Origin of the sequence: Pseudoalteromonas luteoviolacea (assembly GCF_001750165.1) — a bacterium.
Classification (GTDB): domain Bacteria; phylum Pseudomonadota; class Gammaproteobacteria; order Enterobacterales; family Alteromonadaceae; genus Pseudoalteromonas; species Pseudoalteromonas luteoviolacea_G.
Genome location: NZ_CP015411.1, coordinates 1474699 through 1494443, shown reverse-complemented (window position 1 = coordinate 1494443; position 19745 = coordinate 1474699). Strand labels below are relative to the sequence as shown.

The window sequence follows — 19745 nt, the reverse complement described above, 5'->3', positions numbered from 1 at the left end:
TTTGTTATTCTCACGACCCTAAATGTGGGCGTAAGTCTATCATAGTGATATTGTAATACGAATAATACCTTGTGACCGATTACCGAAAATTTGATTTAGAATAATGAATAAGCAAACAATTCCTGTACAACATCCGGCAAATGTGTCACCGACAACATTATCTTCACAAGGTAGCAACAACCAGCCGCAATTAGAAGCAGATAAAACGTTTTTAGCCCGAAATATTGTCATTAAGCCAGACTCGATTCAAATGGAAGTTGCACTTGAAGGCCGATGGCAACCCGTGCGCTTAAGTAGCGAAGCCAATGTTGATCAAGTTCTGAAACTGCCTGAAGCACAATTAAAATTAGATGCGACAGGCACAGTACTGACACTCGCTACACCTGAAGCTAAATTATCACTAAAATCAGCACAATCATTATTAAGTTTACTTGGAGTTTTAAAGGGCTTTGGCGACCACAGCGCTATACAAACCGATTCTCACGTCAAGCAATCACCTAGTTCACAACTGACTTTGCCAAAACTTGGGATCAATGTGCCAATTCCAGTAAGCATTGCAACTTTACTACAGCAAGAATCCAAATTGGTCGCTAGCTTAAGTGCTAAAAATGATAAAATATTGATGCAGGTATTCAATATGTTTGGTGACAAACTACATCAAATGCCTGTTGCAAAAAAAGCCATTGCGCAATTAGTCAGTCAACTCAGTCAGCAAGCCTCTAACTATGTGCAACTCGCCCAAAATAAAGGCACATTGAAACTTGGCCGTCATCAACATGATATTGCACACATCCAAACATCGACACCCATTGAGTTGAAACAATTACAAAAACAGGTATGGCATGGCGCTAAACTCAGTCCACACCAAGATGGCATAGAAGTAGCCATTGCCTCGAAATCGACTAAGGTAAAGCTGGCCACATCGCTAAAAAGTATCCTTCCAAAATTAGATACCCAAGTATTTCAAACTCAATTAAAACAAGCGATTCAGTCATATCAAGAGCAAACCTTACAATATGATAAACCACTCTTTAATGTCTCGTTGGCAGATATAAAACAAACAGTCAAACAAGCACTGCAAGCCATTACACAAACCCCATTTTTTAATCGTGCAGCTTCACAAGCAACAACGCAAGCGCATAGACAACTTAATCAACAAGTTCCGGCTATCGCTTCCACAGTTAAAAACTATTTACATCAACCACTCATTACACCAGCTGCAGTACGACCAAATAATCTGGCTTTGATGGCGCTCTCTGATGGCATTAAGCAAAATTTTGCGGGGCTTGATAAGCCAGTCAATCTGCACGGTTCACAAACACAACAAGGTAATACAAAAACAGTATTAACGACTGCTAAAGACTCACAAAAACCACCTGTTATACACCTTAAAGGTGACGGTGCATCGGCCAATAAAACGCAAAGCCCCCCTAGACAGCCTATGTCCGCCAACACCTTAGTAACAACTCAAATCAGCGGTGCAAAAATACCTTTTGAGATGCGTTTGCAATTGATCCAACAAGTACTTGCAGCTGCCTTGCCAAAAAGCGATGAACTAATTGCTTCCAAGCAGCTGGGCATGACACAAACAAAGTTAGCAGCGCAAACACAAATAACTGATATGATACCACTGCGCGGAGCACAAAAATCGCCAAGCACGGCACCCGCTTCATTGCCTCTAACACACATTCTCAACAAACCATTAAGAGCAGCTTCGTTACAACAAGAGCAACCACCTGACCCCAAAGATCCCGCATTACTCAGCGAGAAAATTTCTGAAAAGATGACCTTTAAAAGTGGTGATTCTGTAGACCTTACACGACTTGTGCACCAAGCTTTTTCACGCTTGATGGATGAAGGAAAGGCAACCCCCGAAATCGTTAGTCAAGACTTATTTAGCCGCCTACCAAGCATAGCTACACCTCTCAATACTAGCGTACCCATGACTAGCTTTACCCAAGCGCTAGACAAGTTAATTGTTGCATTGATGGGTACACAGTTAAGTAGCCAGCATGAGAGCCTACTACCCAAAAATGTATCTCAGGAACAACGAGTCGCGAGTATGGTAGAAACCTTATTCCCAGGCAATAAGTTGCAACAACCAAAGCAATTTATCCAAGCTGTGAATTTATCAGCACAACAAAACTTAGTAGAAGAGTTAGGCTTTATTCAAAACGCCATGTCAGTCAATAATCAAGCTCAAGCGTTGGGTCAAAAATTTGACAGTGAAAGTCAGCTGCTGATCAATTTATTTTTACCAATGAAGACGCCGCCAGAATGCAGACAAAGCGAGCTTCAAATTGGAAAATATAAAAAACCGACAAAGGCTGGGTTACCAGAAAAGCAAGTATGGTTTGTCAGGCTAAACTTTGATTATGAGGCGCTTGGTCAGCTCAGTGTCCAGGCTGAGCTGATGGATAAAGCTGTCGATTGCGAAATTGTCGGCGACAGCCCGAGTGTCTGTCAGCTAGCTGAACCACATTTAGATGCGCTTAGGAGTAAACTGGCTGCTCACGGCTTACAAGTGGGTGATATCGCGCTGCGTGAAGACGCAGTGCAGGTAAAACAGTTTTACGATAAGCACGCTATCGTAAATATTAAGGTATGAATATGGAACAAAAAACAGCCGTTGGGCTCTTATACGAAGCAGGAAAGTCACCAGAGGTAGTCTGCAAAGGCTTTGGCGAACTCGCGGAAGAAATCATTGCCTTAGCCAAAGAAAAAGACATCATGATCCACGAAGACCCTGCACTAGTAAAAACTCTAGGGCAGTTAGATTTACACGAAGAAATCCCCAAAGAGCTTTACTATGTCATCGCTGAATTAATTGCGTTTTCTTATGTACTACGCGGTAAATTTCCTCCAGGTTGGAAAAACTTCCAAGGTAAACTTAATATTAAAGCCTAAAGTATCATCAATTTTATGAATAGATCAGGTTTATGAAGAGGCTAATACCTTATCTGTGCACACGATAAATCGCACGTAATGTTTGATGCAACAAGATATTGAGTTTCAGACCAGCATACAAGCTTCAAGCGAAGTGGCATCTGAATAGCATGTAATCAGTTTTTTGCGGATCTGTAGGGTTGTAGAAGAGAAAGGTGTATGAGGACAGATAGCACTGGATGAACATCATATTTGAACCCATGGTCAAATAAATGATCAGTGCTGATGATATAACAACACTGATCCTAGTATGTAAAATCTAACTTATCTTACGTAAAGCCACATATTCTGCGCATTGTAATGGTATGGACCATTACCACCCACACCCCAGCCATTACCAAAACGTTCGATGATAAATTTTGTATTTGAATAGTCATACACAGACGTTTTGAACTTAGCTGAGTTTAAGAATGAATAATCCTGCCCTGCACCGGTACAACCAGAAGACTCTGCATGAGCCAATACATCATCAGTTAATGAGCTGGCTAAAGGTGTGCAGTTCGCAGAGTTTAAAGTCACCATGTCTAAAATTGCTGCTGTGTCGTTATCTGCAGTTACTAACATTTCTTGTGCGGTATATTTGAAACCTGCCCACTTTTGGTCTGTGATAACATTTGCTTTTTGATCTAATGAGAGTAATTCATCTACTTGGATATTTGGCTGTGTTTTACTTTTAATGCCAACTAGCGTCCACCCACCGCCATGTGTTTCCATATCACAATACACTTGATATGGCGATTGAACATTACTTGGTTTAATTGAATATATTCCGCTGCCAGTGCTTAAACCATTGGCAAGTATTTCTGCACAACTACTGCTTACGAGCTCGGAGTGCTGCTTATGGAAAGTAAAGTTTGCAGATGTTATGTCGCCAGTATCCTTATTATATACAGACAATACATATTTATATTCACCCGCAGGAAATTCTGGTAAAACACTGATCCTAGGCTGTGTTTGAGAAAATACTTGACCAGCAGTTAACGTTAGGTTTGCTGCGTTAGAGCGGTTATAAAGCTCACCATTAGGAAAAACCAGCGTATCATAATACCTTAAGTTCAATACATCATTACCGATATTTTTAATCGCTCTGTCAAAACTTACATTACCACCAGTTACTTCCACAATTGGAGACACGTCATCTGTAGTGGCTTCAACAACAACATTTGCAGATAACGCTGAAGAGAATAAAGCTGATAATAAAAGCGTCACTTTATTTATTTTCATTGGGTAAATCCTTGTTTTTTATAATAAAGTATTGTTAAGACAATCATATTTTATAAACCACTTTCCTAGTTACACCTCATAGAAAATAACACCAGTTAGATATCTTCATAAAAACATAGAGTTTGGAAAGTCATTCACACAGAAGAAAAGTACCACTTTGGGGAGAAAAATAAAGAAAAGAAACAATAAAAAATAAAATATATAGATAAAATTAAGAATTAATTATGAAAAAAGATAACTAAAATACTTAATAAGAAAACAGCTAATGAAATTATAAAATAAACCCAACCCACCAGGGTGGACAAAAAACAACCGCGCACTCTATTTAAAATTAAGAAATTAAATAATATATATTTATTTAAAATAATAACCATGAGGAAAATAACCCACAAAAAATAAAAATCACATTAACACTACTTAGCTTTCCATTACCTATGCAGCCCATCAATAATTAGACCCCTTATTAATTTAATATTAAAGAAAAGAAAAGTTCGAATACACTTACTTTAAGAAAATAACAAATTTTATTTATTAAGGCATACACAGTATGTCATCAAAGGTAAGTATTTAAGAGTTTATAATAAAAAGTCTTAAATCGATTAAAACGACTCATAAAGCCCCGCCCAAACTAATAAACGAGAAAAGGGGTTCGTTACCCAATACTGCTGTAAAGATTTAACTAATCTTCGACTCCACACCCCATCTAAGTTACCGTTAGTCAAATAAATAACAACCCTATAATCACTGAACTCTGCATTAAAAAATGCAGACACCCTTAACAACGCTCCTCCATCATGCCCTACAATGTGCCAATCGCCTTTCTTTTCATAATCCCAGCCAGATACGAAGAAATTAGCCTGTCCATTTAAAAGCTTCTGTGGGTGCCAAAGCTTAGTCAATAACGCCTTATCGACTAATTCTCCTTCCATTAAACTTGATAGAAAAGGTTTAAGTCATAAGCAGTAGAATAAACGCCAGTATGGGCAGTGCTATAGCTTGGGAATACATACTGATTAGGTTTGAGCTTATCACCACTATTTGGCAGATATGAAGGCACAACGTCTCTTGGGACCTGCACAGCCTTTAAGAAAGTATTAGACATCATTAATCGTTCTTGGACTAATGACTCATAAGGCTGGCCTGTAACAGACTCTAGCAAGGCACCAATAAGAAGATAATTAATTTGGGTATACTGTACTTGAGTATTGAACTCAAACACACGCTCTTTATCACCTAAAGCTTTAATAACGTGTTCAAAGTTTTGTGGTGCGCTCACTTGCTGATTTGTAACTGAAAAATATTCAGGTATCCCAGAAGTATGGTTCAACAATGCACTTATTGGAATATCCAGCCATTGACGAGGCAGCTGAACATACTTACCGATTGGTTCATCTAATGAGAGCTGTTTTTTTCTACCAATTGAAAAACAAGGACTGTCGCGAACAGTTTGCTAACAGAAAAAATGGGAAAGACGCTATGCTCATTCAGGGTAGAATCATCCCTGCTTTTTGATGCCTCAAACGCATATTTAAAGGTAATATCACCATTATCGTTAACTAACACTGCTTGAGCTGGGATCCCATGTAACTGTGCATTATTCTCAACTTGATGAATTAACTTATCGCGAAAAGACAAGTCGTTTTGCATACACCCAGTTTGCAACCACAAAGCAATAAATACGACTAATCTATGAGCCACGCATTTTTCCCTGATAAATATCCATACCAATAGTGATCAATCCATATGCCTTGTTAGATACACAATAAATCACTACCTCTTAACAAACCTAATAGCAACTTATGTTTGGACAATAAAAAAGGTGCCTTACAGCACCTATTTTAAGATTTATTGTGTAGAGACATCAACAGCTCAGCTTCGGCTCTAGGGAGCTCACACTCTCTCATTATTTCTTCAAGATCAGCACCAAGCTCAACCATTTTGACTGCGCGAGAGTATATTTTCGCGTCGGGATCGTCATATTTTTGTGCTGCTTGTTGCTGAGCTAACTCTTTAACATAGCCTTCACTTTCAACAAGCCGTTTTCCTATGCTTAATACACTCGCTCTAACTTCTGCGATTTCACTTCTTAAAATACTTATTTGCTCTGTGTCATTATGTACTTGTTTATGTAATTTAATATTACTATTTTGCATCTGTTGCAGGCGTTTACTAAACATGAACAACAAACCCAAGCATAACAAGCTAATAAAGCATGAAGCTATCACCAGTATAATAAGTACATCATTTAACGTTACTGCCGCCACAACTTACAGATGACTCAACTCATCCCACTCATCATCGCTGAGTAGTTTATTAAGGTCAACCAAGATTAACAACTCACCTTCGCGATTAGACACACCCTGAATAAATTTGGCACTTTCTTCAGTGCCAATATTTGGCGCACTGTCAATCTCTGAGCTACGTAAATATACGACCTCAGCGACACTATCTACCAAGATACCTATTACTTGCTTTTCAGCCTCTATAATAACGATCCTAGAGTTATCTGTAACTTCCGCACTCATCAACCCGAAACGGGCGCGAGTATCAATAACGGTTACAACATTACCACGCAGGTTAATGATACCCAGTACATAACTTGGCGCCCCCGGTACTGGTGCAATCTCAGTGTAACGCAGCACCTCTTGTACTTGCATTACATTGATACCGTATGTCTCTTCCTCTAGTTTATATGTCACCCACTGTAGGACTTCATCATTACTATCGGCATTTTTATCTGCAGAAAGTATTCTTTCTTGGCTCATGATTAAACTCCAGATTGATGCTAGTTACTGCTCTCGGCTATCGAGGCCTTGCTCTAGCAACCTATTTAAATTCTCTACGTCAATAAGCGCACACATTTTTTCTTTAATAACGCCTGCAAGCCATGGTCGCTTTCCGCATGCTGTTCGCCACTTAACATCATCAGCTGTGAGCGTAATATTATTGACTAATTTTTCTGCTAGCAGCCCCCACTGACTGTCGCCTAGCATGATTAAATACTGGTAGTTCAGCTGTGACTCCAACTCAGGTGTATACTTTTCTGGCATAACCCAACGAGCTGTATCAACAACATTCAGCTTTTCTTCACGGTTTAGCATTACACCTTTAAACCACTTTGGTTTTCCAAATAATTGGTTAACCTCTGTCAGCTGATGAATTCCACCTAATGCTTGCAATGGAACAGCTAATGTCAGACCTGCAACCTCAAAAAACAAAGCTTGAAACTCTCCTTCAATGAAAGCTTCTTTTGCTGCACTCTGCGCAGGTGCTTGTTCTTTGATAATAGTTGTATTTTCAGTTATCTCAAGCTCTTGGACCGGCAACACAGGAGTTTCTTGCAGAACTTCTTCTACAGCAGCCTCAGAGGTCTCGACTTTCAGCTCAACTTCACCTGCAGGTACTTCAACTACATTTGCTTCTTCAAGCAGTTTTTCTTGCTTTTGTGCATCCGGCACAGATTCAAGCAACCTCGCAACGGGCGCAAGTGCAACATCTTGATCTTCCTCTTCTTGCAACAAGGCGCCAAGATATTGTTTCATCACTTGTTCGTTTGCAAACAGGTGCTTACTCATTCTTACCTCTTTCTAATTCACCAATATGCTCGAGTAACGCTCGATATGCATATACACCTCTTGATTTCGGGCAGAATTGTACCGGAACCTTCTGTGCCAAGCTAGCATCTCTGAATTTTGTATCAACGGGGATAACGCCAGGCCATACTTTATCCCGATATGATTCAACCAAAGATTTATACGCTTCCAAAGATGCTTTGGTGCGTTTATCATACATTGTAGGGACTATAGTATATTGATATTGTTTAGAATGCGAACTTTGCATTAATGTCATTGTGCGCATCATTCTATCCAATCCCTTTAATGCCAGAAACTCGGTTTGCACCGGAATGAGTATACGTTCACTGGCAGCTAAAGCATTCACCATTAATACCCCTAAAACCGGTGGGCAATCTAAGATGGCATAATCATAATAGTCACTAATTTTTGCCAGTGCCTTTTTCAACACCAACCCCATACCTGACCGGTTCCCCATGCTTCTATCTAACGTTGCTATGGCCATTGTTGCAGGTAAAATATCTAAGTTTTCAACAGTTGAAGGGCACAAAGATTGTAATATTTCTTCGCTTTGCATATTGGAGCCGCGAATGAAAATATCATATACGCTCACCTCTAAGTCTTCAGAATCAATTCCAAAGTAATAAGTCAGTGAGGCATGTGGGTCAGTATCAATCAATAATACCCTTTTTCCTTCGGCGGCTAAAATACCCCCTAAGCTTACCGCTGTGGTCGTTTTACCCACACCACCCTTTTGATTCGCAACCGTCCAAATTTTCACTTTATTATTCTATTCCTTTGTGACTTTTCATGACAAAGCTGTATCAAACAAACATATATATCCTAAGCAATACCCAGCTCTTTATTGATGCGCAACGCTACATCTTGAAGTGCAAGGCTTTCAGATGACAGCCCTGCAGCAGCAACGGCTTGAGGCATGCCATATACCACACAGGTTTTTTCATCTTGCGCCCAAATAGTTGCGCCTACCTGCTTCAGCATACGAGCACCATCTCTACCGTCAGCCCCCATACCGGTCAGCACAATTGCAAGTACATCACCTGAGTAAGCTTTTGCAGTACTCGCAAATGTCACATCTACACAAGGTTTATAAGTAATTCTGGGGCTATCGTCTTCAAACACTTTAAGCGTTTTACTCCCACCACGAGCTTCTACCATCATTTGCTTACCACCTGGTGCTAAATACGCCACACCTGGCATCAACTTATCGCCTTGCTCTGCCTCTTTTACCTTAATTTTGCACAAACTATTGAGTCGCTGCGCAAAAGCAGGCGTGAAAGCAGCAGGCATATGCTGAATAAGCAATATTGGATGAGGGAAATTCGCAGGTAATTGAGTCAAAATAGTTTGCAGAGCCACAGGGCCACCGGTGGAGGTGCCAATAGCGACTATCTTGTATGCTTTACCAGACGCTTTGAAATTTCTTTGCAGTGTCGTCTCTTGTGCAGCTTTTTGAAAACTTCTATCTGGCTGAGCCACAGTTGTACTTGAACGTAAGCTAGAAGTTGGCTTCGCAGCGGGGCTAACCGGTGTCGATGGTTTTGCTGACGTCATCGGTCTTGTAAATCGACTGACTCGCTTACGACCAATTTCTTTTACCTTTGTCTGTAATGCTCGCGTGGCTTCTTCACTATTTCGGGCAATATCTTCAAACTTTTTAGGTAAAAAGTCTACAGCCCCAGCGTCAAGTGCATCTAATGTTGCACTTGCTCCTTCTCGTGTTAATGAAGAAAACATTAAAATTGGCGTTGGGTTACTTTGCATTATTTTTTTTACAGCACTGATACCGTCCAATACCGGCATCTCTACATCCATTGTGATCACATCTGGACGTAGCTTACTTGCTTTTTCAACAGCTTCTTGGCCATTAACTGCAAAATCAATAACCTCAATTCCTGCGTCTTTCTCTAGTATTTCACTTACACGACGACGAAAGAAACTTGAGTCATCAACAACTAATACTTTTACTGCCATTGGCATCGCTCTTTTTTAATGTTACAGATCCGAAAAGTGGTGCCTTTAGCACCACTAATTCGGTGACAGCAAAAAGCGTCTAACGCTATTTGCCTGCGTAATGCTTCAACATACTTGGTACGTCAAGAATCAGCGCAATACCACCATCAGAAGTGATAGTGGCACCAGCCATACCAGGTGTGCCTTGTAGTAGGGAATCAAGCGGTTTAATTACCACCTCTTCTTGACCTATCAGTGAATCAACAACAAAACCGACTTGCTGAGTGCCTATTTGTACAATAACCACATGCCCTTCAGCTTTCTTCTGATTAATATCAGTTCCTTTAACTAACCAATGCTCAAGATAAAACAGCGGTATCGCTTTCTCACGAACAATTATTGTAAGTTGCCCATCGACCACATTGGTTTTCGTTAAGTCAAGATGGAATATCTCACTGACGCCGGCAAGAGGTAACGCAAAAGTTTGCTCTCCTACCATCACCATTAGCGTTGGTAATATAGCCAGTGTCAGTGGTACCTTAATTTCAAGAATTGTACCCACACCCAGCTCAGACTGAATGTTCACTTGACCATTAAGCTGCGTAATTTTCGTCTTAACAACATCCATACCCACACCTCGTCCAGAGATGTCGGAGATTTCTTCTTTAGTAGAAAATCCAGGTGCAAAAATTAGGTTATATGCTTCAGTATCTGACAATCTGCTTGCTTGATCCGAATCAATAACCCCCTTGCTAATCGCGATTTTCTTCAATTTTTCAGGATCCATACCCGCACCATCATCTCTGATAGTTAACAGAATATGGTCACCTTCTTGCGATGCTGAGAGCGTAACAGTACCTGTGCGTGATTTTCCACCCGCTTCACGTACATCTGGCATTTCAATGCCATGGTCAACAGAGTTTCTAACCAAGTGAACCAATGGATCTGCCAAAGCTTCTACTAAGTTTTTATCTAGATCTGTATCTTCACCCTCTAGAATCAAGTTGATGTCTTTTTTAAGGCTACGAGCAAGGTCTCTAACAACACGCGGGAATCGGCCAAATACTTTCTTAATTGGCTGCATTCGGGTTTTCATAACAGCACCCTGCAAGTCTGCCGTGACCACATCTAAATTCGATATGGCTTTACCCATGGCTTCACTATTGCTGTTATTTGCTAAGCTCACTAAACGATTTCGAACCAATACAAGCTCACCCACCATATTCATGATCTGGTCTAGCCTTTTTGTATCTACTCTAACCGTTGTTTCAGCTTGTGCAGCTGGTTTTTTTGGTGCTCCGCCTTTTGGCTCTGCTTTTGCAGGCGCAGGTTTTGGAGCCGCTTTGGCTGCTGGCTTAGGTGCCTCGGCTTTTGGCGCAGGTTGCGGCTTAGCTACTGGTGGCGGTGGCGGTGCAGCTTGTGGAGCTTGTGGAGCTTGTGGAGCTTTTGCAGGCTCGGAAGTAGCCTTACTTTCCTCTAAATTCTTTGGCGCTTGACCTTTACCATGAAGTTCATCAAGTAACGCTTCGAAATCTTCATCATTGATTTCGTCATCACCACTTTCTTGTGAACTTGCAGATGCTGTGGGAGCGGCAGGTGCTTCCGGCGAAGCACTCTGAACTGGGGTGTCTTCACTCGACGCAGCACCAAACTTACCAACGCCATGAAGTTCGTCTAGTAAACTATCAAATTCATCATCGGTAATGTCCCCATCATTCGCATTTGCTGGCGGAGTGGACGGTGCCACAGGAGCTGCCTGAGGTGCTTCAACGGCAGGACCATTGCCTGACCCATGAAGCTCATCCAACAAGCTTTCAAATTCTTCTTCTGTAATTTCATCAATGCTATCTGAGGTTGCAGGCTCTGAGCTCTCCTCACTACCTATATCAAACAGCACATCATCTTCAGCTTCCTGGACGGGCTCGGGTGGCGGTGCTTCAGCAACAGGCTCAGCAGCTGGTGTTGAAATTACCTCATCAGCAGATTCTGGCTGACTTAATTTATGTAAGACGTCGAGTAACTCTTGGTCTGCAGGTTCCGGTTGCTCTCGATTTTGTATGCAAGCGAACATGTCGTTAATGGTATCAAGTGACTGTAATATCACGTCCATTAATTCAGGGTTGACAGAGCGTTGGCCTTGGCGCAAAACATCGAAGACATTTTCAGCACCATGACAAGCGTCTACCAGCTCGTTCATACCTAGGAAGCCTGCTCCACCTTTTACTGTGTGGAAGCCTCTAAAAATTGCATTGAGTAGATCTTTGTCATCTGGGTTATTTTCTAATTCAACAAGTTGCTCAGATAACAGTTCGAGTATTTCTCCAGCTTCAACAAGAAAGTCTTGTAAGATATCTTCATCGACTTCAAAGCTCATTATTATACTCTCCTATTAGAAACCCAAACTAGATAACAAATCATCAACTTCATCTTGACCAGACACAACATCGTCTCGTTCCTCAGCGTCAATGATAGGTCCTTCAGGACCCGCTAGTTCATCAGTGGTGGTTTCAACTACTTCTTGTGGTTGTTGAGCCGTGCTAAGTTGACCCACTTCTGACGTGCCAAACACAGTTAAAAGATGAATTAAGCTGTCTTCGACTTCTCTCACCAGTTCTATGACTCGACGAATAACTTGACCAGTCAAATCTTGATAATCTTGTGCCATTAAAACATTGGTCATCAAGGTCTGTAACTCGTCAGTACGGCCTTGTGAAGATTGCATAAAATCATTTAAGTCGTGACAGAGAGATTTAAACTCTCCAAGCTGAATGTCACGACTCATCAACCTATCCCAAGTAGGCTTTATTTCAGAAAGCTCGTCAGCCAACTGTTGAGCAAGCGGTAAACTAGCTTCCACCGCATCCATGGTCTTGTTCGCCGCATTTTCTGTCATTTCCATGACATAGTTTAAACGTTGCTTTGCATCTGGTAAGGCTTCTGTAGTTAAGTCTGATAAACGCGTGTCTAACTCGAAGTTTTTCAACGACTCGTGTAACTGACGTGTCAATTTTCCGACTTCAGCAAATAACTCAGATTGTTCTTTGTTAGTTGCTTCAATTAAAATTTGATCAGCTTTTTCTTGTTCACCATTCTCAAGATACTCAACAAGTTGCTTTGCTTGCTCTAATGTAATTTGTGGCGCAGAGGATTCTGACATAAGCCTATCCTTACTTGTAACTAGCCTAAGCGTTCAAAAACTTTTTCTAACTTAGTTTTCAGTGTTCCAGCGGTAAAAGGTTTAACAATGTAACCGTTTACCCCAGCTTGCGCTGCTGCAACAATTTGTTCTTTTTTGGCTTCTGCAGTTACCATTAATACTGGGATATGCTTGAGGCTATCGTCAGCTCTTATTGCTCGAAGCAAGTCGATGCCTTGCATGCCAGGCATGTTCCAATCAGTAACAACAAAGTCAAATTCTTGATTTTGCAACATTGGAAGCGCAGTGCTGCCATCATCTGCCTCTTGAACATTTGTAAAGCCTAAGTCTCTCAACAGGTTTTTGATAATTCTTCTCATTGTAGAGAAATCATCAACCACGAGAATTTTCATGTTCTTATCCAAAACTTCCTCCGGTGAGGTTTGAACCTATAAAAAAATAAAATGTACTCTAATTTATCCAGTCATTTATCTTGGCTCTGAGTTTAATCATTGCCTGACCATGAATCTGACTAACTCGAGATTCGCTCACATCTAGGATCTGGCCAATCTCTTTTAAATTCATTTCATCGTTGTAGTATAGAGATAAAACCATTGCATCTCTCTCTGGCAACGTTTTAATTGCCTCTACTAACGACTCATTAAAGCGCTCATTCTTAACGTTATTGAATGGTTTGTCTAGCGCTAAATCGCTGCCCGCAGGTGAAATTACGTCTTGGTCGACTCCTAGGTCTTCAATACCAATAATCTTACTTGCATTCACGTCATGTAAAATATGATGGTACTCATCTAAGGGAATATCAAGTTTTTCAGCGATTTCAGTGTCTTTAGGCTCGCGACCTAAGGCGGTTTCTAACTCTGAAATTGCTTCTGCGACCATACGACTATTTTTGTGGACAGAGCGTGGGGCCCAGTCTCCACGGCGTATTTCATCTAACATAGCACCCCGAATGCGGATGCCTGCAAACGTTTCAAAGCTTGCGCCTTTGCTGGCATCAAAATTTTTTGTTGCCTCAATCAAACCTATCATGCCTGACTGAACTAAATCATCGAGTTGAACGCTCGCAGGGAGCCTTGCAAGCAAATGACAAGCAACTTTTTTGACCAAAGGTGTATGACGCTCGACCACCTTGTTGAGGCGGTCTGCTGTTTGATATCCCGCCATTCGATTGACCGGTGTAGCCATAATTACCCGTTAACTAACTGCTCAATGAAAAACTCTAAATGACCTGAAGGCTGATGTGGCACTGGCCATTTCACAGCTTTGCTCGCTAACCCTCTAAATGCCACGGCAGCAGGAGAATTAGGGTAGAGTTCAACAATTGTTTTTTGGCGGCGCGAAGATTTGCGCATGTTTTCATCGAAAGGGATTGTAGCGACGAGTTCCAAGGCAACATCTAAAAATCTATCCGTCACTTTTGAAAGCTTCGCAAAAAGCTCTTGGCCTTCTCGAAGGCTTCTTACCATATTCGCTACAATTTTAAATTTATATACGCCATGCTCTCGGCTTAACACCTTGATCAGTGCATAAGCATCTGTGATCGAAGTCGGTTCGTCACAAACCACGACCATGACATCTTGGGCGGCTCGAGAGAAACTTAAAACCATATCGGAGATACCTGCTGCGGTATCCACAATTAAAACATCGAAATCGTTGCTAAGCTCACTGAAGGCGCGAATTAAACCAGCATGCTCTGCGGGACTTAACTCAACCATATTTTGAGAACCTGAGGTCGCTGGGACAATTCTTATTCCCGCAGGGCCTTCAACCAATATCTCATCCAGCTCACATTCACCGGATAGCACGTGAGATAAGTTGCGCTCTACTCGCAAGCCGAGCATCACATCACAATTCGCTAATCCAAGGTCAGCATCTAAAACTAATACTCTATGGCCCTGTTGTCCTAACGCAATTGCAGTATTTAATGAAACATTAGTCTTGCCGACTCCTCCTTTACCACCAGTTACTGCTATTACTTTTACTCCGTGGTTACTTTTTTGATTCATTTTACGCAGGCCACTTGCTTGATCTAAAACTGTATTAATCATACATTCCTACTGTCTGGGACGCCACTGCTTCACGTCGTGAATGTTGTGCTTTTGTTCTTTTTAAATACAACTGCTCAGCCTTTTTAACTAATTTTTGAGCATTTGCAACACGAATGTCCTCTGGCACTCGCTGTCCGTTGGTAAGATACCCTATTGGCAGACGATTTTGAATCGCAATACTAATAATCTCACCTAAACTTAGACATTCATCAAGTTTTGTAAAGATGCAACCACTCAAATTTACTTTTTTGAAATGGTTAACCGTTTCCTGCAAAACATGCATTTGCGATGTCGCGCTAAGCACCAAATAACTGCGAATATCTACGCGTGAACTGCGCATCAATGTATTCAGTTGCTCGGTTAAACGCAAGTCTCTTTGACTCATGCCTGCAGTATCTATTAATACTAGTCGCTTATTTCGCAAATGATAAAGAACTTCTGCTAACTCATTTGCATCTTTAACTTGCTTAACCGGACAGCCAATAATTCTACCATAAGTTGCTAACTGCTCGTAAGCACCAATTCTATATGTATCTGTGGTAATTAATGCAACTTTATCAGCACCATACTTCTGCGCGCCAAGCGCTGCCAACTTTGCAACCGTCGTTGTTTTACCCACCCCTGTTGGGCCGACCATCGCATAAACACCGCCTTGACGAAGGATGTCATTATTGGTGGTGTGCATCTGATTTACGACCATATTTAAAAGTGCATTCCACGCTTCTTTTCTAGAAACGTCATCAGGTATAAAACATGCCATTTGCTCAGCTACTTCCGAGCTTATTCCCATGCCTTGCAAACGATTGATTAAACAAGCTCTGGTTGGATCTCTGCGATCCATCTCTTGTTTCATTAGACCAGACACCTGATATTCAAGTAATTGACGAATGGCATTCATCTCATCACGCATAGAGCTCATTTCATCTTGAGATGCGCTATTTGTCGTTGGCTGTGCATCTATATCGGCTTCTAATTCGTCACCAAAATCCCAATCAGATGTTAAGGGGTCTGTTTGTTGTACAGGGCGAGTACGTGTTGGGCTAGGCTGAGCCTGCTGAGTCTGCTGAGTCTGCTGAGTTTGGTTATATACTGGTCTTTGCTCTTGCTGAGGTTGGAACAAGTCACCTGTATCAATACCTGACTGTGAAAACATAGAAGCAAGCTCAGGAGAACGAGGTTTTGGAGCTTGACGCTCTAAGAGCGCTTCTAGGCTATCAGCAACTTTTGCCTGTGGCTGTGCTTGAGGGCGACGTGTTTGAGGCTTGACCACTCGAGCTGGTTGACTATACGTTGACTTTTGCGTTGCAGCTGGACCTGGTTCAGGGCGTGCTTCTACTGGTGCAGGTTGAGCCTGTGGTGCAACTCTATCATTATCAATAGCTGCGACAATTTCAACACCGTCAGCTAGTTTTTTGTTTGACATGATTACAGCATCCGCACCTAATTCATCTTTTACTTCTTTCAAAGCCGTACGCATATCTTTTGCGAAAAATCTTTTAATTTTCATGACTCAGCACCTCGTTCCTCTATTATTGCCCAACCGAGCTAATAATCTTGATTTGTCTCTCGTCCGGTACTTCCTGATAAGACATCACTCTTAAACCAGGAATCGTATGCTTAACAAATCGAGATAAAACACTTCTTAACATACCTGAGGTTAATAAGATGGACGGCTCGCCTAACATTTCTTGCGTTTGATGCGCTTCTCTCAATGAACCTTGAAGTCGCTCTGCAAGACCTGGCTCTATGCCTGCCCCCTCATCACCTGCGTTCTGAAGTGACTGATGCAACATCTGTTCCAACTCAGGCGCCAATGTTATGACAGGTATCTCATCAGCGTTGCCAACCGCGTCTTGAACGATAAGTCTACGTAGTGAAATTCTTACTGCAGCCGTTAGTACATCAGGGTCTTGGCTTCTTGGTCCATACTCAACTAAAGTCTGCACAATTGATCTCATATCTCTAATAGCCACACCCTCGTTAAGCAAGTTCTGGAGTACTTTCACGATTGTAGTCAGAGGTAAAACATCTGGCACTAACCCTTCAACAAGGCGTGGGTGAGTCTTAGCAAGCATGTCTAATAAGTTTTGTACTTCCTCGTGACCTAATAACAGTGACGCATTATTAGTCAGTAATTGGCTGATATGCGTAGCAACCACAGTCGCCGCATCTACTACTGTATACCCTAAAGAATGTGCTTCATCTTTTTGATCCGGTTTTATCCACACGGCATCTAGACCAAAAGCTGGGTCCTTTGTCGCCACACCTTGAAGAGGGCCAAAAACTTGACCTGGGTTAATTGCAAGCTCATCGCCATGTTTTAGCTCTCCATCCCCTGAGCCAACCCCCATCAATGTAATCTTATATGCATTTGGGTCTAGCTCAAGATTGTCACGAATGTGTACTGGCGGGACAAGAAATCCAAGTTCTTGAGATAGTTTTTTACGTACACCTTTAATGCGACTCAACAGCTCGCCACCTTGCGCTTGATCTACTAATGGGATCAATCGATAACCTACTTCAAGACCAATTACGTCAACAGGTTGAACATCATCCCAACCCAACTCTTTTTGATCTTGTTGTTTGTTCGCAACCTGAGTGCCTTTCGCTTCTGATTCAGCTTGCTCAGCAGCAGCTTTTGTCTTTTGTTGCTTTGAATAATAAGCAAGTCCACCAATCAGGCTGCCTAATCCAAGGAAAGCGACATGAGGCATGCCAGGAACTAAGCCCATCACAATCAAGATACCAGAGGCAATGTAAAGTGACTTTTCGTTACCTAACTGCTGAGTTACCTGCTCACCCATGTTGTGAGATTCATTTTGACGCGTTACAACAATCGCGGTACCGATGGATAACAAAAGAGAAGGTAGCTGTGCCACTAGACCATCACCTATTGTTAGAAGTGTATACACTTCCATCGCACGTGAAAACGTCAGGTCATGCTGCACCATTCCGACGAATAATCCGCCAATGATGTTAATAGCCAAAATAACGATGCCCGCAATGGCATCACCTTTTACAAACTTACTGGCACCATCCATTGAGCCATAGAAATCGGCTTCTCTTGTAACTTCATCACGGCGAGTACGTGCTTCTTCTGCTGAAATGAAGCCTGCATTTAAATCGGCGTCAATTGCCATCTGCTTACCCGGCATCGCATCAAGGGTAAAACGTGCTGATACTTCTGAAATACGGCCCGCACCTTTGGTAATTACTACAAAGTTAATGATTATTAAGATAAGGAATACAACTAAACCAACGGCATAGTTACCACCAATCACCACAGAGCCAAATGCCTCGATTACTTTACCCGCGGCATCTCCACCATTGTGGCCTTCTAGTAACACAACCCTTGTACTGGCTACGTTTAATGCTAATCGCATTATGGTCGCAATAAGAAGCACAGCGGGAAACATACCGAACTCAAGCGGTTTCATGGTATATACGGTGACTAACAACACGACTAAAGCTAAAGCTATATTGAAAGAAAATAAGATATCCAAGAGAAATGGGGGCATAGGTAAAATCACCATACCCAAAGCAGCTAAAACCAGCAAAGGGGTACCGATGCCTTTAGCATACTCTTTTTTATCTCGATTAATCTGTTGTAGAACCGCTTTAAAATCCATAACTTATCAACTTCAATTTATTGACGCAGATTAGTTAAAGCAAGCTTTGTTCCAACTATTAATGTTTTAGATCATCAGGGATAGGTAAGTCTTTACTCAACGCAGTAGGCCTTCTGCCTCTTCCCTTGTTGAACTTTTTGAGCTGAAAAACATATGCCAAGACTTGCGCGACCGCGGTGAACAACTGATCAGGTATTTGATCACCCACTTCTGTCGTATGATACAAAGAACGGGTTAATAGAGGAGACTCAACAATCGGGACTTCATTGCCTTTAGCGACTTTACGAATTTGCATTGCCAATTCATCCACCCCTTTTGCAATAACAATAGGTGCACCCGCCTTTTCTGTATCGTACTTTAATGCAACGGAGTAATGCGTTGGGTTTGTTACTACAACATCAGCGTCTGGCACATCTTGCATCATACGCCGTTGTGACATTTCACGCTGCGTCCGTCGGATCCTCGCTTTAATCTGCGGGTCACCCTCAGAGTTTTTATATTCGTCTTTCACTTCCTGCAATGTCATTTTTAACTGTTTATGATGCGTATGACTTTGATAAGGTGCATCAATAGCAGAAATAATAATCATGGTGCAGCTGAGTGCCAGGAAAAGCCAGGCCAAAATCTCCAAAGAGTGAATAACACTGCCTGGAACTGATTCAATGCTCAAGTGTAAAATGTCATAAAACATCCACTTGATAAACAAAATTGCAAAACCTGCGACTAACACAAACTTCAAAATTGACTTAACAAGCTCCACCGCAGCTTGGGGACCAAACATCCGTTTTATTCCCTTTAGTGGTGACATCTTGCTTGCTTTAGGCGCAGCGGCTTGCCAGCTAAAGTTAAACCCTCCCAGCAAAGTATTTCCAATAACACCGGCCACTGCAATAATCAGAACAAACATAGACATAGGGAAAAACAACTCGGAAAAGGCATCCCCCCAAACCGAAAACATTTTTGTTGTATCGTATGTTTCATTTCTATTTAAAGTTAGCATTCGGCCCATGATATTATATAGGCCTTTGGCAATATCCGCGCCATAAAGAATGAGCGCGACCGCAGAGAAAATTAAAACAAACGTCGTGCCCAACTCTTTAGAGCGTGCCACCTGCCCCTTTTTTCTAGCATCGCTTATTTTTTTTGCGGTGGGCTCTTCGGTACGTTCTTGACCCGAATCTTCAGCCATCTGACT

Annotated in this window: 17 protein-coding genes and 1 pseudogene; 2 read left to right on the top strand and 16 right to left on the bottom strand. The window is 41.7% G+C overall.

Translation table 11 applies throughout. The features are described from left to right. Window positions 1-103: 103 nt before the first annotated feature. Together S4054249_RS06525 and S4054249_RS06520 are read left to right on the top strand one after the other, a co-directional pair. Complete coding sequence (locus tag S4054249_RS06525) at window positions 104-2608, top strand: flagellar hook-length control protein FliK (protein ID WP_046355152.1); 2505 nt, start codon at window positions 104-106, stop codon at window positions 2606-2608. Between the two features lie 2 nt (window positions 2609-2610). After that, the gene (locus S4054249_RS06520) at window positions 2611-2907 is read left to right on the top strand and encodes an EscU/YscU/HrcU family type III secretion system export apparatus switch protein (RefSeq protein WP_039609437.1); all 297 of its coding nucleotides are present in this window, start codon (window positions 2611-2613) and stop codon (window positions 2905-2907) included. 303 nt (window positions 2908-3210) lie between these two features. On the opposite strand, the gene S4054249_RS06515 is transcribed toward S4054249_RS06520, so the two are convergent. The 16 genes and pseudogenes from S4054249_RS06515 to flhB all read right to left on the bottom strand — a co-directional run bounded on the left by S4054249_RS06515 (window position 3211) and on the right by flhB (window position 19739). Next, window positions 3211-4170, bottom strand: coding sequence for a fibrinogen-like YCDxxxxGGGW domain-containing protein (locus tag S4054249_RS06515; RefSeq protein ID WP_046355153.1), 960 nt, complete (start codon window positions 4168-4170; stop codon window positions 3211-3213). A gap of 599 nt (window positions 4171-4769) precedes the next feature. Next, window positions 4770-5099, bottom strand: coding sequence for a hypothetical protein (locus S4054249_RS06510; RefSeq protein ID WP_046357608.1), 330 nt, complete (start codon window positions 5097-5099; stop codon window positions 4770-4772). After that, window positions 5099-5817 (bottom strand): annotated as a pseudogene (locus S4054249_RS06505) (serine hydrolase domain-containing protein). Before S4054249_RS06505 ends, S4054249_RS06510 begins: the two are co-directional and overlap by 1 nt. 191 nt (window positions 5818-6008) lie before the next feature. Then, window positions 6009-6434: a DUF2802 domain-containing protein gene (locus S4054249_RS06495; RefSeq protein WP_046357605.1), complete on the bottom strand. Its 426-nt coding sequence runs from the start codon at window positions 6432-6434 to the stop codon at window positions 6009-6011. A gap of 3 nt (window positions 6435-6437) precedes the next feature. After that, on the bottom strand, window positions 6438-6935 hold the full coding sequence (locus S4054249_RS06490; protein WP_023401824.1) for a chemotaxis protein CheW: 498 nt from the start codon (window positions 6933-6935) through the stop codon (window positions 6438-6440). A 24-nt stretch (window positions 6936-6959) separates the two neighbouring features. Beyond that, the gene (locus tag S4054249_RS06485; RefSeq protein WP_046357604.1) at window positions 6960-7745 is read right to left on the bottom strand and encodes a chemotaxis protein CheW; all 786 of its coding nucleotides are present in this window, start codon (window positions 7743-7745) and stop codon (window positions 6960-6962) included. Beyond that, window positions 7738-8523 (bottom strand): ParA family protein, encoded by a 786-nt coding sequence (locus S4054249_RS06480; protein ID WP_046357603.1) that lies wholly within the window; start codon window positions 8521-8523, stop codon window positions 7738-7740. Before S4054249_RS06480 ends, S4054249_RS06485 begins: the two co-directional genes overlap by 8 nt. A gap of 62 nt (window positions 8524-8585) precedes the next feature. Continuing rightward, on the bottom strand, window positions 8586-9737 hold the full coding sequence (locus S4054249_RS06475) for a protein-glutamate methylesterase/protein-glutamine glutaminase (protein ID WP_046357602.1): 1152 nt from the start codon (window positions 9735-9737) through the stop codon (window positions 8586-8588). Window positions 9738-9822: 85 nt separating this feature from the next. Then, window positions 9823-12090 (bottom strand): chemotaxis protein CheA, encoded by a 2268-nt coding sequence (locus S4054249_RS06470; RefSeq protein ID WP_046357601.1) that lies wholly within the window; start codon window positions 12088-12090, stop codon window positions 9823-9825. A gap of 15 nt (window positions 12091-12105) precedes the next feature. Beyond that, window positions 12106-12873 carry a protein phosphatase CheZ gene (locus tag S4054249_RS06465; RefSeq protein ID WP_046357600.1) on the bottom strand — a complete coding sequence of 256 codons (768 nt, stop codon included), beginning with the start codon at window positions 12871-12873 and terminating at the stop codon, window positions 12106-12108. Window positions 12874-12893: 20 nt separating this feature from the next. Beyond that, window positions 12894-13277 (bottom strand): chemotaxis response regulator CheY, encoded by a 384-nt coding sequence (gene cheY / locus S4054249_RS06460; RefSeq protein WP_010364893.1) that lies wholly within the window; start codon window positions 13275-13277, stop codon window positions 12894-12896. Between the two features lie 46 nt (window positions 13278-13323). Continuing rightward, window positions 13324-14058 (bottom strand): RNA polymerase sigma factor FliA, encoded by a 735-nt coding sequence (locus tag S4054249_RS06455; protein ID WP_046357599.1) that lies wholly within the window; start codon window positions 14056-14058, stop codon window positions 13324-13326. Window positions 14059-14060: 2 nt separating this feature from the next. Next, window positions 14061-14921, bottom strand: coding sequence for a MinD/ParA family ATP-binding protein (locus S4054249_RS06450; protein WP_023401816.1), 861 nt, complete (start codon window positions 14919-14921; stop codon window positions 14061-14063). Next, window positions 14914-16428 (bottom strand): flagellar biosynthesis protein FlhF, encoded by a 1515-nt coding sequence (gene flhF / locus S4054249_RS06445; protein ID WP_046357598.1) that lies wholly within the window; start codon window positions 16426-16428, stop codon window positions 14914-14916. Before flhF ends, S4054249_RS06450 begins: the two co-directional genes overlap by 8 nt. 22 nt (window positions 16429-16450) lie before the next feature. After that, window positions 16451-18550 carry a flagellar biosynthesis protein FlhA gene (gene flhA, locus S4054249_RS06440; RefSeq protein ID WP_046357597.1) on the bottom strand — a complete coding sequence of 700 codons (2100 nt, stop codon included), beginning with the start codon at window positions 18548-18550 and terminating at the stop codon, window positions 16451-16453. A 58-nt stretch (window positions 18551-18608) separates the two neighbouring features. Next, window positions 18609-19739: a flagellar biosynthesis protein FlhB gene (gene flhB / locus S4054249_RS06435; protein WP_046357596.1), complete on the bottom strand. Its 1131-nt coding sequence runs from the start codon at window positions 19737-19739 to the stop codon at window positions 18609-18611. Window positions 19740-19745 lie beyond the last annotated feature (6 nt).

Bases quoted from the DNA above. Each gene is read 5' to 3' on its own strand.
- S4054249_RS06525 (WP_046355152.1), top strand. From the start codon at position 104: ATGAATAAGCAAACAATTCCTGTACAACATCCGGCAAATGTGTCACCG.
- S4054249_RS06520 (WP_039609437.1), top strand. From the start codon at position 2,611: ATGGAACAAAAAACAGCCGTTGGGCTCTTATACGAAGCAGGAAAGTCA.
- S4054249_RS06515 (WP_046355153.1), bottom strand. From the start codon at position 4,170: ATGAAAATAAATAAAGTGACGCTTTTATTATCAGCTTTATTCTCTTCA.
- S4054249_RS06510 (WP_046357608.1), bottom strand. From the start codon at position 5,099: ATGGAAGGAGAATTAGTCGATAAGGCGTTATTGACTAAGCTTTGGCAC.
- S4054249_RS06490 (WP_023401824.1), bottom strand. From the start codon at position 6,935: ATGAGCCAAGAAAGAATACTTTCTGCAGATAAAAATGCCGATAGTAAT.
- S4054249_RS06485 (WP_046357604.1), bottom strand. From the start codon at position 7,745: ATGAGTAAGCACCTGTTTGCAAACGAACAAGTGATGAAACAATATCTT.
- S4054249_RS06475 (WP_046357602.1), bottom strand. From the start codon at position 9,737: ATGGCAGTAAAAGTATTAGTTGTTGATGACTCAAGTTTCTTTCGTCGT.
- S4054249_RS06470 (WP_046357601.1), bottom strand. From the start codon at position 12,090: ATGAGCTTTGAAGTCGATGAAGATATCTTACAAGACTTTCTTGTTGAA.
- S4054249_RS06465 (WP_046357600.1), bottom strand. From the start codon at position 12,873: ATGTCAGAATCCTCTGCGCCACAAATTACATTAGAGCAAGCAAAGCAA.
- S4054249_RS06455 (WP_046357599.1), bottom strand. From the start codon at position 14,058: ATGGCTACACCGGTCAATCGAATGGCGGGATATCAAACAGCAGACCGC.
- S4054249_RS06450 (WP_023401816.1), bottom strand. From the start codon at position 14,921: ATGATTAATACAGTTTTAGATCAAGCAAGTGGCCTGCGTAAAATGAAT.
- flhF (WP_046357598.1), bottom strand. From the start codon at position 16,428: ATGAAAATTAAAAGATTTTTCGCAAAAGATATGCGTACGGCTTTGAAA.
- flhA (WP_046357597.1), bottom strand. From the start codon at position 18,550: ATGGATTTTAAAGCGGTTCTACAACAGATTAATCGAGATAAAAAAGAG.
- flhB (WP_046357596.1), bottom strand. From the start codon at position 19,739: ATGGCTGAAGATTCGGGTCAAGAACGTACCGAAGAGCCCACCGCAAAA.